Origin of the sequence: Pantoea sp. OXWO6B1 (genome assembly GCF_001641135.1) — a bacterium.
Lineage (GTDB): Bacteria > Pseudomonadota > Gammaproteobacteria > Enterobacterales > Enterobacteriaceae > Pantoea > Pantoea allii.
Window position 1 is genome coordinate 31,219 of record NZ_CM004291.1, and the last position, 16,314, is coordinate 47,532.

Below are 16,314 nucleotides of genomic sequence, written 5' to 3' on the forward strand. Positions count from 1 at the left end.
TCCTGTGATACTGATTTCTCCTGTATGGCAGGCACGGCTGACGGCTGTGCAACGTGTCGGAAAACTGACGCTGTGGACCTTTGTGGTATGGCCAGCGCTGATCTTCTTTTTCCTCTTTCTCCTCTCCGCGAACAAAGCCGGGAGCGGGGGGCAGCTGCTTCTGACCTGGGCTGAAGAGGCGTTGCGCGATGCGCCTGCGGGACAGGCATGGGGCTGTCAGGTAGATCAGACCAGTCAGAATCTGACGGCGGTTTCGACCGGCGAACCTGCCACAGACCGCACCGCGCCGCCACAGCCTCCGGTAGCTGAGCCCTGTGTGAGGGCGGCGGTCAGTCGCGACGTCTGGATCGAGGAGACCAACGATTCACTCCGGGGATTCTACGAAACCTGCGTGCTGATTTCCGGGTTAGCGGGTTTCTCCGCGTGGTATCTCCGCAGCAGAGCTAAACGAGGTAAATGATGCAGCGACTTCCCTTTATTGCCACGCTGTTTATGGCGGGCATCGTGTTTAACTGCCTGCGTGAACTGCTGGAGTATTCCGTGGCGCTGACGCACCAGATCCTCGTCGTCGGTACGGGAGTGTGCCTGGTGCTGGCCGCGCTGGTTTTTATCGTGACCGAAATCCGGTCGGGTCATGGAGATGAAAACCATGAAGCCTGAATGGATTGCGCTCCTGATGGCGCTGCTGCTGCCGCTGACTGCGCAGGCATCGGTGGCTGACGAGGTCGCGGCGCTTGAGCGGGCCAAGGCGCAGCAGGGCGTGCGCCTGCCCGACCTGGGCCTGCCGGGCGGGCAGGTACGCCGCACGACGGGCGTCCGGCCACCGCATCCCGTGACACTGGCCGACGGCCGGACGTTTAACCTCAATGATTACGCGGTGGTGGTGTTCATGCAGCGCAACTGTCCGCACAGCGCCAAATTCGATCCGCTGCTGCGGGCCTGGGCTGACAAAGAGGGCGTGAAGGTTTACCCCTACACGCTGGACGGCTACGGCGATGCATCGTTTCCGTATCCGCTCATCCCGCGCAAGGCCGGTCCGGATGAACCCATCGCCGGGGAAATCCTGACCTTCTTCGGCAACGGCCTGCCCATCGCCACGCCGACCACCTTTCTGGTGAACGTGAACACCAACACGGCGTATCCGCTTTTTCAGGGTGAAACCGACATGAACACCTTCAGCCAGCGCCTCGGGCAGATGATCGAGGCCGATGCCGACCACGTAGCCCCCGATACGCTGGGGCCGGTCCCGAACAGCGGACTGGTGACCACTCAGTAGCACTGAGGCAAAACATCATGAATGAACATCCCCTGACGCTCTCAGGCCTTGAGGCGGCGTTGCTGATTGTCTGCGCCTCTTTTCTGGCCGCCGCCGGGCTGTATGCCTGGCTCGTCTGTGATTTCACGCAGGGCGGGCTGCTCGTGCTTCGTGCGTGCGCCGGGGCGGGGCTGCTCAGCGCCGTCCGGGATTTTCCACTTCTTTTTCTGCTCTCCCTCGCAGGCGGAGCAGGCGCTGGCGCATTACTCAGCATCACGCTGCGGCGTAACGGGTTTATGACCGATCGTAGCGAAGCATGAAGGTTTTCACCCCATCCGCCCGCACGACCGGGCAACGCGAAAAGACATTCAGAGGCTGACGACAACGTGAATAACATCAAAAAGCAGTTTACCGGGCGGCTGGCCATGCTGAAGGCCTTCAGGCAGCTGTGCGTCTCAGTGCTGACCGCGCTGCTGATAGCCAGCCCGGCGATGGCCGACGTTCAGGGCGACCTGAACGGGTATTTTTCAAGCCTGGGCTTCGACGGCAACGTGTCGCAGGCACAGGCCTGGCAGGGACAGGCGGCGGGCTACATGACCGGCGGTTCGGTTTATCTGCGCAACCAGGTCAAGCAGGTGCAGCTTATCTCAATGCAGGTTCCCTCGCTGAACGCCGGCTGCGGCGGGATCGATGCCTATCTCGGGGCCTTTTCCTACATCAACGGGGCCGAACTGCAGCGCTTCGTTAAGCAGATCATGAGCAACGCCATGGGCTACGCCTTTGACCTGGCGCTGCAGACGATGGTGCCGGAGCTGAAGCAGGCCAAAGATTTCCTGCAGAAACTGGCCTCAGACGTCAACTCGGCCAACATGAGTTCCTGTCAGGCCGCGCAGGGCATTATAGGCGGGCTGTGGCCGGTGACGCAGGTTTCCAGCCAGAAAATCTGCCAGGACATTGCCGGGGAAGACAACATCTTTTCCGACTGGGCGGCGTCACGTCAGGGCTGCACCGTGGGCGGGCAGTCAGACAACGTGACGAGCCGTGCGCCTGACAACATGAAGGACCAGGTGCTGAAGAACAAAAACCTCATCTGGGATGCCCTGGGCCGTAATCACCTGTTTGACGGCAACACCGAGCTGAAAGAGCTGGTGATGAGCGTCATCGGCTCCATCGTGTTCAATCCCCAGGGGCAGGTCACCATCCTGACGCCGATGGTGGATAACCGCGACATCATTAACGTTCTGATGCGCGGCGGCTCGGCAAAAATATACGGCTGCGATACCACAGACCTGTGTATTGCGCCGGTCATCACCACCGTCAACGTCAGCAGCGACAGCGCGCTTGTGGCGCAGGTCCGCAACATCATGCTGGCCATCGACAGTCAGCTCGACAGCGACACCGCGCTGACGCCGCAGGAAGAAGGCTTCATTAACACCACCTCCGTGCCGGTGCTGAAGTACCTGACCAACTCTCACAGCATGGGCATGAGTCCGACCTACCTGCTGCAGGTGGCGGACTTTATCGCGCAGGACATGATGATCCAGTATCTGCACGAACTGGTCCAGCAGGCGAGCGAATCGCTGGCGGGCCGGAACTATCCGGAAGAGGCGGCGAAGGAGCTTCGCAACAACATCGCCACGGCGCAGTCTCTGCTGGCGCAGATGAAACTCCAGTCCACCGCCGACCAGAACGCGCTGGACGGCATCGATCGCAACATGCAGTACCTGCAGCAGCAGGTGTCCACCATCCTTTCGACCTCGTACCAGAGCAATTACAACTGGGGGACCGGCAATGACTGATATCTACACCATCTACGGCGGCGGCATGTGGCGGGAGGTTTTCAACGGGCTGGTCACCATCCTGGGAACAGACTCGTTCACCACGCTGCTGCGCATCGTCAGTATGTTCGGGGTGCTGGGCGTACTGATCAGCTTTATGAAGTCGCGCAATCCCCTGGTGTTCCTGCAGTATCTGGCGGTGTTCATGATAATCACCTCGGTGCTGCTGGTGCCGAAGCGCAGCGTGCAGATTATCGACATCACCGATCCGGCCGGCGTGTACGAGGTGGACAACGTCCCGGCAGGCATTGCGATGATCGCCGGCCTGTCGACGGCGGGCGGATTCGACATGGCCCAGTTGTATGATGAAGCCCTGGCGCGCCCGGACTCACTGACCTATACCAAAACCGGCATGCTGTTTGGCTCAAACGTCGTCGCACAGACCTCAGATTTCCGCACCGAAAACCCGCAGTTATCCGCGCTGCTGCCGCAGTACGTGGAAAACTGCGTCATCGGCGACATACTGCTGAACCATAAATACACCGTGTACGATCTGCTGCACAGCAGTGACCCGCTGACGCTCATCACCCGCCAGCCGAGCCCGCTGCGCGGATTGTATGAAGACACCGGCAACGGTCGTATGTTTGTGACCTGCCAGCAGGCGGCGTCCACCATTCAGGATCTTGTCAGCCGTGACGCGGTGCCGGGCAGCAGCACGGTTCATTCTCTGGCCACAAAACTGTTCGGCAACAAGGCCAATGCCGACTCGCTGCTGCTGAATGCCATGAACGAGAGCTACGGTTTCTTCTACGCGGGCGGCCTCACGGCGTCGCAGATTATGCGCAACAACATCACCAATGCGGCCGTCCGGGACGGCTGGAAGGGGTTTGCGTCCCGCTCCTCTGATACCGCGAACCTGGTCACGCTGGCTACCGAGTCCAGTCTGACCAAACAGCGCCTGAGCTGGGCGTCAACGGGCGTCATCGTGGGGCGCGCGCTGCCGCTGATGCAGTCTCTGATGATGCTTATCCTGATCGGGCTCTTCCCGCTGGTTATTGCGCTGTCGCTGGTTAACCACAGCATTTTCGGGCTGAACACCCTGAAGATGTACGCGGGCGGTTTTCTGTACTTTCAGATGTGGCCGGTAATGTACGCCATCCTGAATTCGCTGATGAACTATTACCTGCAGACCAAAACCGGCAGCACGGCGCTGGTGCTGTCCAACAGCGACCAGGTGGCGCTGCAGCAGTCCGACGCGGCGGCGCTCGCGGGTTACCTCAGCGCCTCAATACCGGTCATGTCCTTTTTCCTGACCAAAGGGGCCGGTTCGGTGGCATCACAGGTGGTGGGCGGCATCCTCAGCTCGTCGGCGTTCACAACCAGCGGTCAGGCCTCCACCGCAGCGGACGGTAACTGGTCCTTTAACAACATGTCGATGGACAACGTGAGCGGCAACAAATTCGACACTAACCTGGTCGAGCGGTCCGGTCAGCAGTCGTTCCAGACCGGCAGCGGGGCCATGCACACGCAGACGGCTGACGGGCATAACGTCTATGACACGAGCGGGGCGATATCTAACCTGCCGGTGAACCTGCGCCTCAGTTCGCTCGCCAGCAGCGGGTTCTCTGAGCAGTCCCGTCAGGCGCAGCAGCAGGCGCAGACGGCGCTGGACGGCTATAACCACAGCGTCAACAGCGGTTTCCAGCAGATGCACCAGATCACCACCCAGACCGGTAACAGTGACACGCTGACCCAGGGCAGCGACAGCAGCGTGGCCAGCAACATCACGCGCGGAGCCAGCAAAATGGAATCGGCAGTGGAGAGCTATGCAAAATCACACAATATCTCTCAGCAGCAGGCAACGCAGAAACTCATGGATATCACCAATCAGGGAAGCATGGGGGCCGGAGCACGATTGTACGCCAAGCTCGACTCGGGTGATGAACTGGCCGGTAAAATTGTTAAGTGGGGCTCTGGCATAAGTGGCGGTGTGGAAGGGAATCTGAATACTGACTGGCGGCATACCTCCGGTAGCTCGCACAGTACGCAGGACAGCGGTTCTGAAAGCCATGATTTCCGTCACGATCAGAACAGTCAGGCAGTAAAAGACTTCCGTGAAGGGCTCGATATGGTCACGTCATCTCGCGTGAGTGAGTCGGGAAGCCATTCAGATAATCAGTCAAATTCACTGGCAGCGCAGTTTGCGGCCACCATGAATGAGGCGAAAAGTCAGTACCATCAGTACACCGACAGCACCACTCGCAGCCAGGAATACAGCCGCATGGCCTCGCTTGCCCGAAACGAAAGCGCCAGCCTGGATGCGAACTATACCCAGGAGTTTGTGGAATGGGCATCGAATAAATATGGCAGTGATGCTCAGAACCTACTTACCCATGCGGCATCAGCGCAAGGGGCGGCCATGGAATTCATGCATGAGCGTCTGGAGCCTGAAATTATGCAAAACTATGCGGCGAGTACGGCGCAGGCTAATTCGTTACCACACCGATCTTCAGTTGGAACTGATGGAGGCGTGCAGGGTCCGCACGAGCACAATCTGGTTGCGCCCCCGGGATCGCCGTCGCAGGAAATGAAAGATGACTACCGCCATAACATTGAGCGTATCAGTTCTCAGGCCGATAAGGCTGATATAGCCTCTAATATTGGAAATCGTGTATCAGAGAAATACACTGAAAATTCTGGAAAAATCGGACGAACTGGCGGAGAAATAGACAAAAATAAAACCACTGTTCAGGCATCCAGTGGTATACTCAGGGGAGAGCATCAGACCGCTGTTTTAAATGAGCAGATTAGACGTACAGAAGAAGATTTAAAGCAGACCAGGTTCGGTGATGATAGTGACAAGTACGATTATTACAAAGAGAAGCTGGATAAAATGCGAGCTAATCAGAAATAATAACTTTCTTAACGATGGAGAGGGGTATGAAAAATCTAACTGCATCAGACATTAGCCGTGATTTATCTGCGCTCATGGAGGGGTTCTCTTCAGGGGGGCGGCTAATACCATCTCCATCACGTTCATTTAAATTGAGCGCAGCTGTCCCTTTTATAGCGACGCTCCTTAGTGTCATAGGTGCTACGTTAGTATACCTGACAGGTTACCATTCTCAGGCCGGTTTGGATGGCATCTTGAACTATTTTGAAAGTGATGGGTGGGTATTTGTTTTACCAACGATTGTAGTGGGGGCCTTCTTTACTTTATTAACTTACAATAAATTCATATTGTATTTTTCAATACCAAAAGATGTCCGAGAAAATTCGGTTGTTCTTAATCATCTGAAAAAGACTGCAACTAAAACTGTTGTTTTTTTTATTACTTTGATGATTTTCTCGACTGTATTGTCTGCTTATTCAACATGGTTCGCTTTTTCTATAACAGGGTTGCTATTTGCCTTGTTGATGATTGGTAACTTGTTAATAGGACTTGAAATTAACAGGCTTGGCGCTGGAGTGGCGCTTGAGAAAATATTTATTTTTTTAAAAAAAATCTAACCTCCTGCCCTTGACCATCTAGCCTCTCGTTCATTATGAACAGGGGCTTATCATCTGAAGTAAATCAGAACCAATGTCCCGGGCGTCAAGCCCATTTCTATTAAACAAGGAAACATCAATGAGAAACCGCACTGCTTCGGTGGCGGCGATTGCTGCTGTCTGTCTTATGCTGTCCGGCTGTGGCGCGATGAGCACCGCCATTCAAAAACGCAACCTCGATGTCAAAACGCAGATGAGTCAGACCATCTGGCTGGAGCCTTCCAGCAACAAAACCGTCTGGGTGCAGGTGCGCAATACCTCAGATAAAGACATGGGCGACCTGTACGGCCTGATTGGGCAGGATTTGCAGGCGAAGGGATACACGCTCACCTCAAGTCCGGATGCGGCCAATTACTGGGTGCAGGCCAACGTGCTTAAGGCCGACAAAATGGACCTGCGACAGGCGCAGGGTTTCCTCAGCAACGGATACGAGGGCGCGGCAATGGGCGCGGCGCTGGGCAGCGGCATTACGGCTTATAACGGTAACTCCGGTGGTGCCGTGCTGGGTGCCGGCCTGGCAGCGGGCATTATCGGGATGGCAGCTGACGCCATGGTGCAGGACGTGAATTTTACCATGGTGACCGATCTGCAGATTTCCGAGCGCAGCAAGGCGGCAGTGACGACAGATAACGTCGCGGCCCTCAGCCAGGGTACGTCCGGCGTGAAGCTGCAGACCAGCAGCGAGCAGGGCAACCGCCTGAAGTATCAGACCCGTGTGGTATCAAATGCCGACAAGGTTAACCTGAAGTTCGAAACGGCCAAACCGGTGCTTGAAGCTCAGCTGGCCAAATCCATTGCCGGCATCATGCCATAACGGTCCTGAAGGCCATTTTCTGTTTTAACCTCCCCTGATTGCGTTTTCTCTGTCGTACCCGTGCGTACGTGCCTTATGCCATCCCTGAGATATTGCGCCTCCTCGCGCCGGCAAAGCCTGACCGGCGTCTGCGGCGGGCGCTGCGACGTTTAATCAGGTCGTTCAAAAAGTGTATTCATTCTTCCCTGATAAGGAGTCTTTATGCTGCAGTTCAAGGGTGCGGTTCGCACTGCCATTACCTGGTTTACTCTCTTCCTGTCCTGGAGTGCGTTCATTATGTGGCGGTACGGCATGCAGCTGCATCATTACATCGCATCACACAGCAACCTGTTTGCGTATGAACTCGCCGTCCGCACGCTGCAAAGTGACATGATGCCGCAGGGAATGATCCCTTTCCTGACGGCACTGCTGACGCTGACCGCCGGTGCCGTGCTGTCGGTTCTGACGCTGCTCTGCTGGAATATCGGCTATTTTGTCTGCGCCCGGTCAGTTCTGACCGGGGAACGACTGCTGAAGCGCACGGGCCTTATCCGCCAGTAAGTCGCTTACCTGTCTGATTAATCCTGCCTGACCGGCACCCGGTCCTGCTCAGCCTTCTCTGCAGTCAGCCTGCCCGTCCAGTACGGGCGGGCCAGTCCTGCGCGCTCGCCGGAGTTGATATGAGTTTCAAACCTAAAAATCTCACCCAGGGTGGCCAGATAACGGCCTACCGACTGCGCATGTTCGGGCAGGTCAACAGCTGGATTTTCAGCTGGGTTCTGGTGCTTTTTGTTCTGTGCGCAGGCGTGGCGTTCTGGGCCATCACGCCGGAGGACACGCTGCGTAACGGTACGTGGTACTGGTTCGGCTGGATGTTTTCAGGCCTTGTGCCGCTGATGAACCCCCGCAGCCCTGCCACATGGGAGGTTCACTGGCACTGTGAGCCCGACAGGCTCTGCACCACCAAAATGACCCTGACACAGATGCTGGCCGACCCGTGGATGCAGCAGCGGGCCGCTGACATGCTGCAGAATATCCGGTTATGCCTGTCCGTCTTCGGCGTCGTGGCGGTGGTACTGCTCTGCCTGATCATCTGGTACGTGGGCCGCATCGGCAGGAAGGAAAGCGAAGACGAGTTTATTTCGGGCATGACGCTTACCGAAGACCTGAAGCTGGTCAACCGGCAACTTAAAAAAGCCGGCGAAAAGTCCGATCTGCAGGTGGCCGGTCTGCACATGGTCCGCAATGCCGAGATCATGAATTACCTCATTCACGGTACGGTGAATGTCGGGAAATCCACCATCATTCGCTGGCTGCTCGACTACATACGCAAGCGCGGTGACCGCGCCATCATTTACGACTCGGGCGGTACCTTTGTCGAAACGCACTACGACGAGCGGCGGGACAAGATCCTGAACACGCACGACAGACGGTGCGAAAACTGGGTGCTGTGGCGTGAAGGCCGCGAGGTGGTGGATTACGAGAACATGACGGCCGCGCTGATGCCGGTCGAGGGTGATTCGGACCCGTTCTGGGTGTCTTCCTCCCGGACCATCTTCAGTGACACGGCCATGCAGTTCGCGTCCGATCCGCAGCGAAATATCGAAAGATTCCTGAAAACCCTGCTGTCCATCGACCTGAAAAGCCTGCGTGAATTCCTGAAAAACACGCCCTCGGCCAACCTGGTTGAGGAGAAAATTGAAAAAACCGCTATCTCGATCCGCTCGGTGCTGACCAACTACGCGAAGTCACTGCGCTACCTGCAGGGACTCGATAAAGAGGGCAAGCCGGAGTTCAGTATCCGGGAATGGATGACGGAGAAGCAGTACGACAGCAGCTGGCTGTTTATTTCCACCACGGCCCGTCACCGGAAATCCGTGCGTCCGCTGATAACCATGTGGCTCTCGCTGGCCACGATATTCCTGCAGAGCATGGGCGAGGACAGCAAACGTCGGGTGTGGATTATCGGTGATGAAATTCTGAATCTGCAGAAACTCCCGGACCTGGGAGAGCACATGGCCGAGGGCCGTAAGTTCGGTGCCTGTTTTGTGCTGGGTATCCAGAACATGCCCCAGCTGATTAACGTTTACGGGCGTGAAATGGCCAGAGCCATTTTTGACCTGCTGAACACGCGCTTTTACGGCCGCTCACCCAGCGCCGAGGTGGCAAAAATGGTGGAGGACGACCTGGGCAATCAGCGCCGGCGTGAAGCCCGTGAGCAGAACAGCTTTGGCCTGGCGCAGGAGCGTGACGGTATTTCCATCAGCAAGGACAAGGTCAGGGAGCCGGTTGTTGATTACGACCAGATAATGAAGCTGCCCAACCTGCGCTTTTATGTCCGTCTGCCGGGCGAGTATCCGGTGGTGAAGCTCAGCCTGAAGTACCGCGAACAGAAGAAATACCACCCTGCGCTCATCGAGCGCGACTTCAGGGACAACCTGAGTCCCGAACTGGAAAACATCATCAGGCACAACGAGCGGGAGGCGGCCGGTCTGGGGCTGCGTTTTCCTGCCGGTGAGGGCGTTACGGAGGGCACAACTGCTCCCCCCCGGTCAGCCGGAACAGTTGCAGTGACTGAAGCACGTTCCTCAGCGCCGGTGCAAACAGCACCAACGCCTGTACGCAATGAATCAACAGTAGAAGACCCCAAAAAAATCACTACTCAGCCAGAGCCTGGCCTTCAGGCACACGAACCGCTGCCGGATAACGTCCGGGCTTTTCCCGGTCGTGAGACAACAGGACCTGATGCAGTACGGGCCTTAGTACGTCCTCAGCCTGCAGCATCGGCAGAAAAAGTGCCGCCTGTTCCGGAAGTAAAACCTGCCGTCACATCCTTCTCGCCTAAAGAACCGGTCAGAACGACCAGCGCGCTCGACATCCTGGCCCGCCGGACGAGCCGGCCAGCCGCCTCCGACAATTCTGCGGCGTCAGAGGAAGGGGCGCAGGGGGAAGCGCCTGAACTGGCCATGGTGGCGGAAAAAGATGATGCAGGTCAGCTCATCGTGAAAACGGAAGGATACAGGAAGGGCGGACATGACAGCCGGGAGGATGCCTATGCCGACCAGTACCGACAGGCAAACTACCGCATGGCGGATGATGAAAAAAATATCCTGCGCCACCGTGAAGATTACGAGACCTGGCAGGAGATGGGCGAACATCATGAACACGGAGATTACGAACGATGATGACCGTTGCGCCGGTGGCGTCGGCCGCCGATGCTGCCAGTTACTACAGCAGCAAAGATAACTACTATTTCCTTGATGACCTGGAAAGTCAGTGGCTGGGTGAGGGCGCGCGTGAACTGTGCCTGGAGGGTCCGGTTGATCTGCAGACGTTTACGGACGTGCTGCACGGCAAACTCCCCAACGGAACGGAGCTGGGCAAAGAGGTCCAGGGCGCGCACGTCCACCGTCCGGGACACGACCTGACGTTTTCCGCCCCCAAAAGCATCTCCATGCTGATACTGGCCGGGGGCGACAAACGCCTGCTGGAGGCACACCACGAGGCGGTGAAAGAGGCGCTGGGGGTGATTGAAAACCTGATAAGCGTGCGGAACACCCGAGACGGCATTACCCGCATCGAGCCGACCGGCAAGATGGTCGCCGCGCTGTTCACGCATGACACCTCGCGCAACCTCGATCCGCAGATTCACACCCACGCCGTAGTGGTGAACGCCACCGAACATGAAGGCAAATGGAAAGCCCTGTCCACCGACTATATCCACGGGACCGGTTTCATTGAGACGATTTACAAACACCAGGTAAAGTTTGGCCAGATTTACCGCAGTTCCCTGAAGGGAAAAACCGAAGCGCTGGGTTATGAAACGGAACTGACCGGCGGGCCGCATGGCCTCTGGGAGGTTAAAGGCTTTACAGAATCCGTACTGGAGGAGTTCTCTTCACGCCACAGGGAAATTCGAGGCAGTGTAGGTGAAGATGCCAGCCTGAAAAGCCGTGATGTGGCCGCGCTCGATACGCGACAGCGTAAACAGTCGCTTGACCGCTACGGTGAAGGTGACACCCTGACTGGAAAGAGTCCGGAAGAGGTCACGCGGCACTGGCCTGGCGAAGTTTCACCGGAGCGTGACGGCAAGGCGAAAGGCGGGGAGCAGCAGCCGGAATCCGGACCGACAGTAGTGGCCAGTGGCAAAAACGCGGAAATCCCGGTTAAGAGCCGCATGCCCGATGCCACTGAAAGGCATCCGGACGTTAAGCAGAAAGCCGGTCCGGACTCAGTTTCCGCCGGTAAGGCTGCAACTGAACCGGAACGGGATATATCCTCCCCTGTCAATGAACCGATTGTTAAACCTGAAACCGAAAGGGGCCGCAGTCGCCTGCAGGCGCGCTGGCAGCGTCAGATGGACGAAATGGGCTTTGACATTAAGCAGGTCATCAGTGACGCCCGGGCACGTGAGGAATTGCAGTCCGCTCCTGAAGCTCCCCTGCGCACCGATGCCACGGAGGCCGTCCGGGAAGCCATTTCCGTGCTGAGCGACAGCCAGACCCGGTTTACGTATGGCGATCTGCTGGTAACGGCCTTCAGCGCAGGACAGCACGAAGAGAAAATCCCCGATCTGAAACGCGCCCTGGATAAGGTGATCAGCAGTGGCGAACTGGTGCCGCTGGATGCGGACAAGGGCGTATTCACCTCCCGCATACATCTGCTTGACGAACTGTCACTGCAGTCTGTCGCGGCCAGTACGGTCAGAGAAAACGTGGTTGCCAGCTTTCGTGCGCCGAAAGAGCCCGTTCCCGCACGCTTTGAGAAAGCGATGCTGGCACCGGTGGCCATCCTGAATGCGCCTTCATCAGCCCTGCGTCAGCGGGAAACGGCAGAGCAGCTGGTGACAACGTCACGCGCTCACGGGCGTGACGTGATGGTCATGGCCGCCTCTGCCGAACGCGCCCTGTCGCTCGGCAAATCCGCGATTCTGAAAGACAGCCTGATGCAGCGCAGCCGGATACTCGGTAACGGCTTCAGCCTGGCACCTCAGAGTACGCTCGTGGTCGACGGCGCAGAGAAGCTGAGCCTTAAGGAGATGCTGGTGCTGACCGGCGAGGCGCTGGAGAAGAATGCCCAGTTGCTGTTCCTTGACGGAGCGGGCCGCACGGCCGCGACGAGTGCGCTGTCTGTCCTGGAGCAGTCAGGGGTCCCGCGTCTGTCACTCAGCGAGCCGTCGCCCGGACTGGCAGCCCGCGTTATCAGTATTGCTGACAAACGTGACCGCTATCAGGCGCTGGCCACGCGCTATGCCGAACTGAGCGGGCCGGAGACGACGCTGAGCGCGACGGTCGCAGGCGAACGTGAGCAGCAGCAACTGAACGGCCTCATCCGGTCGGCGCTGAAAGACGCCGGTAAACTCGGTCAGGAAGAGGTCTCCGTGGAGGCCCGTATTCCGGTTTTCACCACGGCCAAAACCCGTCGTCTGGTAAACACCTACCGGCCCGGGCAGGTTCTGGAAGACCGTTCTGACAAAAACGAGACGCGACATTACGTTATAGATCGTGTTCACGAAGACACCCGCCAGCTGTCGCTCATCGATACTGACGGCGTGGTCAGCGTACAGGATATCCGGACCCTGACGGGAGACTGGCGCCTGTTTGACCGCAAGACACTGCCGGTCTCTGCCGGTGAAAAGCTGTTTGCTGTGGCCGGCGATAAAGCGGCTGGCCTGAAGGCACGCGATCGTCTGACGGTGGAGTCCGTCAGTGACGGTCAGATTACCGTCCTGCGCGACGGACAGAAAAAGCCGGTGACCCTAGAAAGCGGCCGCGCGCTCTACCTGACGCACGCGTACGTCGCCGCGCCCGGCAGCCTCGATAACGATCGCGGTGTGGTGCTGGCCAGCCTCAACGGGCGGGATCTGACTGCGAACATGATGAACACCCTGGCGCGCAGCGGTCATGAGGCGGAAATCTTCACGGGCGAGCCGCAGGCCCATGCGGAAGACCGCATTGAACGGATGCGGTCGGTCCGCACGCCGCTGTCGCTGGTCCGGGAAATGAGCGGTAAAGACGACGCCACGGAGGCCGTGACGACGCTGAAAAGCGCCGTACAGACGGATCTGCAGAAGGCGTTCACGCGCGCCGTGGCCCAGATGCGTGATGTGGCATTTACCGAGGTTGAGTTGCTGAAGGAGGCCATGAGCTTTGTGCCCGACACTCCCGGACTGCAGCAGATGCTGCGACAGCAGGTGGCGGACAAGGCTCTGATTCGCGTGTCGGTTGACGGTGAGAGCCGCTATGTGGCGCGCGCCACCTGGGAGATGGAAAAGGCTATCGTGGCTGAAATTGCGGCGGGTAAAAATGCCGTGCCGCCACTCATGGAGTCCCTTCCGGCGTCACTCACCGCCGGGCTGACCGGCGGACAGGGTGAGGCGACGCACCTGATCCTCGAAAGTAAAGACCGGTTTATTGCCATACAGGGGTATGCGGGCACGGGTAAAACCACCCAGTTCCGGGCGGTAACGTCGGCGCTTAATACGCTGCCTGAACACGCCCGCCCGCAGGTTATCGGACTGGCCCCCACGCACCGCGCGGTGAAGGAGATGCGCAGCGTCGGCATCGAGGCTCAGACCATGAAGTCATTCATCGTGGACTGGCAGAAACGCACGGCGGAAGGCGAAAGCGTCCGTTTTGAAAACACGTTGTTCCTCATTGATGAGTCCTCGATGCTGGGTAACCAGGACACCGCGGCGGCTTATCAGGCTATTTCATCAGGCCGGGGCAGGGCAGTCTCGGTCGGGGACGTCGCACAGTTTACTTCTCCAGAAAGCGGTGCGCCTTTCCGGCTGGTGCAGGAGCGCAGCCCCATTGACGTGGCCGTGATGAAAGAGATTGTCCGGCAGCGCGATGAGAATCTGAAATCTGCGGTATACAGCGCGATCGAGAACAAGGCGGCCGCGGCCATTGACAAAATCATGCAGGTGCCGCCGTCTGTGGTCCCGCGTTCGGAACAGGTGGTTCTGCCCGCCCGGTCTGTTGTCGAAACCCAAACGCCCGTGGAGGCTATCGTGGCGGACTGGACTGGCCGCACGCCTGCCGCACGGGAAAAGACGCTCATCATCGCGCAACTGAACGAAGACCGTCGTGCCATTAACCAGGGCATTCATGACAGGCTGACTGAACTGAAGGAACTGGGTGAGAAGGCCGTTACGGTGCCGGTGTTGTCGCGCATCACGGGCGGGCGTCATGACTTCAACCGCACGTCGGCGTGGAGTTCCGGTCAGGTGGTAAAGGTCAACGACAGCTATCTCACCGTGACGGCGGTTGATTCGGGGATAAACCGGATCGTCCTGCGCGACGAAGGTGGCAGGACGCAGTTTTACTCCCCCGCCGAGCTGAACGTGACGGAAATCGAGGTTTTCGAGCGCCAGCATATTGAACTGCGGGTGGGAGACAGCGTGCGCATGAACAAAACGCAGAAAGCGTCCGGCCACGCGGCGCATGAACAGTACCGGGTGGAGGCGCTGCATGAGAACGGCGAGGTGGTGCTGAAGAATGCCGCCGGTGAAAAGGTGATAGAACCGGGTACCGTGACGGCCGATCAGCATCTCGACTATGCGTGGGCGGTGACCGGCTACGGTGCACAGGGGGCCAGTGCTGATTTTGTCATTACGCTGGAAGGGACTGAGGGCGCGCGTCAGCGCATGAGCGGAATGCGGGCATTTTACATCAGCCTGTCCCGTGCAGTCGATCACGTGCAGATCTACACGGACGGTCTGTCAGACTGGCTGGGCACGCTGCACGACAGGGACCGGGAGCCGGAGACGGCGCATGACGCGCTCGATCCGCAGCCTGAACGCGCCCAGGCGCGGCTCATCTGGGGGATGGGTAAGTCACTGTCCAAAACGGCAATCGGGCGGACGTTCCTGCGGGAGCAGGGACTTAAGCACAGTCCCGTTACCGCGCGTATCATCCCGCCCACGAAAAAATATCCTGAACCGCACATCGCTCTGCCGGTTTTCGACGGAAACGGCAAAACGGCAGGTATCAGTCTGTATTCCTTACAGGCAGAGAGCGGACGTATAAGGACGGGGGAGGGCAGGACGCTGACCACGGGTGACGCGCAGGCGGCAGTCTTCCGCAAGAGCCGGAACGGCGAAACGCTGGTCGTGACGTCACTGGACCAGGGGCTTGAGGCAGCCCGTAGTCATCCGGAAACGGGCGTGGTTTTGCAGACCGGTCGCAGGCCGCCTTCGGCACAGATGCTCAGAGTGGCAGGTGGTGTGCCGGAGCGGGCGATTCGCCCGGATGCCGCACTCATGAGTCTGGTACGCGCAGAGCTGCAGGCACTGATAAATGTTTTGCACGGAGACGGACTTCTCAGGGATTCAGCTCACCCCGGGCAGGCAGACCTGCAACGCGCAGCAGAGATGCTTTCCAGGGAGAGGCAGAATATGGCCATAAAGCTGCCAGACACGGAGGAACAGAAGAAAGCAGAGGCGGAAAGCTTGCAGCGGTGGGTGGCAGAAACACTTAAAGAGAAAATTCCTGCCCTGCCGGGTGAAAAGGAGCCTGATTACACCCGCTTCATAATTCGCGCCGCAGGCGAACTCGCTGAGAAGAAGGAAGCGCTGTCAGCCGCCGCAGAAAAAATGCTGGCCAGCCTCAGCCAGCCCGGACTGCCGGTCGGCCCGGTATTGCAGGACAATACATTGTCGGACATTTCCGTTTCACCGTCCGTTCTGAAGCAGCTTACCGCAGAACAGGACTCTGCCGCTGCGCTGGCCAGACGTGCGCCCGTCGGTTTGTCAGATAAAACACTGTCAGGCGCAGCGCGCGAACTCCGGCGTCAGGATGAGCCTGTGCTGCCGCCGGAAGGGCGGGGACGTGAGCGCGAGGAGCCGCAGCGCGAACTCACCCGCAACATCCAGAAAGAGCGTTAACTTACCTGCGGGCCTGACGATGCCGGGCCCGTATACATTCCTGACTCCCGTA

At 58.3% G+C, this 16,314-nt stretch carries 11 protein-coding genes; all 11 read left to right on the plus strand.

Annotated elements, in window-relative coordinates; genetic code table 11:
• Nucleotides 1-4: 4 nt before the first annotated feature.
• The 11 genes from A6A26_RS01395 to mobF all read left to right on the plus strand — a co-directional run bounded on the left by A6A26_RS01395 (nucleotide 5) and on the right by mobF (nucleotide 16,262).
• Nucleotides 5-460, plus strand: a complete 456-nt coding sequence (locus tag A6A26_RS01395) for a hypothetical protein (protein ID WP_063877141.1) — start codon at nucleotides 5-7, stop codon at nucleotides 458-460.
• Nucleotides 457-660, plus strand: coding sequence for a hypothetical protein (locus A6A26_RS01400; protein WP_241568387.1), 204 nt, complete (start codon nucleotides 457-459; stop codon nucleotides 658-660). Before A6A26_RS01395 ends, A6A26_RS01400 begins: the two co-directional genes overlap by 4 nt.
• Nucleotides 650-1,276, plus strand: coding sequence for an F-type conjugal transfer protein TrbB (gene trbB / locus A6A26_RS01405; RefSeq protein WP_063877143.1), 627 nt, complete (start codon nucleotides 650-652; stop codon nucleotides 1,274-1,276). Before A6A26_RS01400 ends, trbB begins: the two co-directional genes overlap by 11 nt.
• Before the next feature lie 17 nt (nucleotides 1,277-1,293).
• The gene (locus tag A6A26_RS01410; protein WP_063877144.1) at nucleotides 1,294-1,575 is read left to right on the plus strand and encodes a hypothetical protein; all 282 of its coding nucleotides are present in this window, start codon (nucleotides 1,294-1,296) and stop codon (nucleotides 1,573-1,575) included.
• Between the two features lie 105 nt (nucleotides 1,576-1,680).
• Nucleotides 1,681-3,054 (plus strand): conjugal transfer pilus assembly protein TraH, encoded by a 1,374-nt coding sequence (gene traH / locus A6A26_RS01415; protein WP_063877271.1) that lies wholly within the window; start codon nucleotides 1,681-1,683, stop codon nucleotides 3,052-3,054.
• On the plus strand, nucleotides 3,047-5,947 hold the full coding sequence (traG, locus tag A6A26_RS01420) for a conjugal transfer mating-pair stabilization protein TraG (RefSeq protein ID WP_063877145.1): 2,901 nt from the start codon (nucleotides 3,047-3,049) through the stop codon (nucleotides 5,945-5,947). The genes traH and traG overlap by 8 nt, the downstream gene beginning before the upstream one ends.
• A gap of 26 nt (nucleotides 5,948-5,973) precedes the next feature.
• Complete coding sequence (locus A6A26_RS01425) at nucleotides 5,974-6,543, plus strand: hypothetical protein (protein ID WP_063877146.1); 570 nt, start codon at nucleotides 5,974-5,976, stop codon at nucleotides 6,541-6,543.
• A 118-nt stretch (nucleotides 6,544-6,661) separates the two neighbouring features.
• Nucleotides 6,662-7,396, plus strand: a complete 735-nt coding sequence (traT, locus tag A6A26_RS01430; protein ID WP_063877147.1) for a complement resistance protein TraT — start codon at nucleotides 6,662-6,664, stop codon at nucleotides 7,394-7,396.
• Nucleotides 7,397-7,597: 201 nt separating this feature from the next.
• Nucleotides 7,598-7,936: a hypothetical protein gene (locus A6A26_RS01435; RefSeq protein WP_063877148.1), complete on the plus strand. Its 339-nt coding sequence runs from the start codon at nucleotides 7,598-7,600 to the stop codon at nucleotides 7,934-7,936.
• Between the two features lie 119 nt (nucleotides 7,937-8,055).
• On the plus strand, nucleotides 8,056-10,560 hold the full coding sequence (traD, locus tag A6A26_RS01440; protein ID WP_063877149.1) for a type IV conjugative transfer system coupling protein TraD: 2,505 nt from the start codon (nucleotides 8,056-8,058) through the stop codon (nucleotides 10,558-10,560).
• The gene (gene mobF, locus A6A26_RS01445) at nucleotides 10,557-16,262 is read left to right on the plus strand and encodes a MobF family relaxase (protein WP_063877150.1); all 5,706 of its coding nucleotides are present in this window, start codon (nucleotides 10,557-10,559) and stop codon (nucleotides 16,260-16,262) included. Before traD ends, mobF begins: the two co-directional genes overlap by 4 nt.
• Nucleotides 16,263-16,314 lie beyond the last annotated feature (52 nt).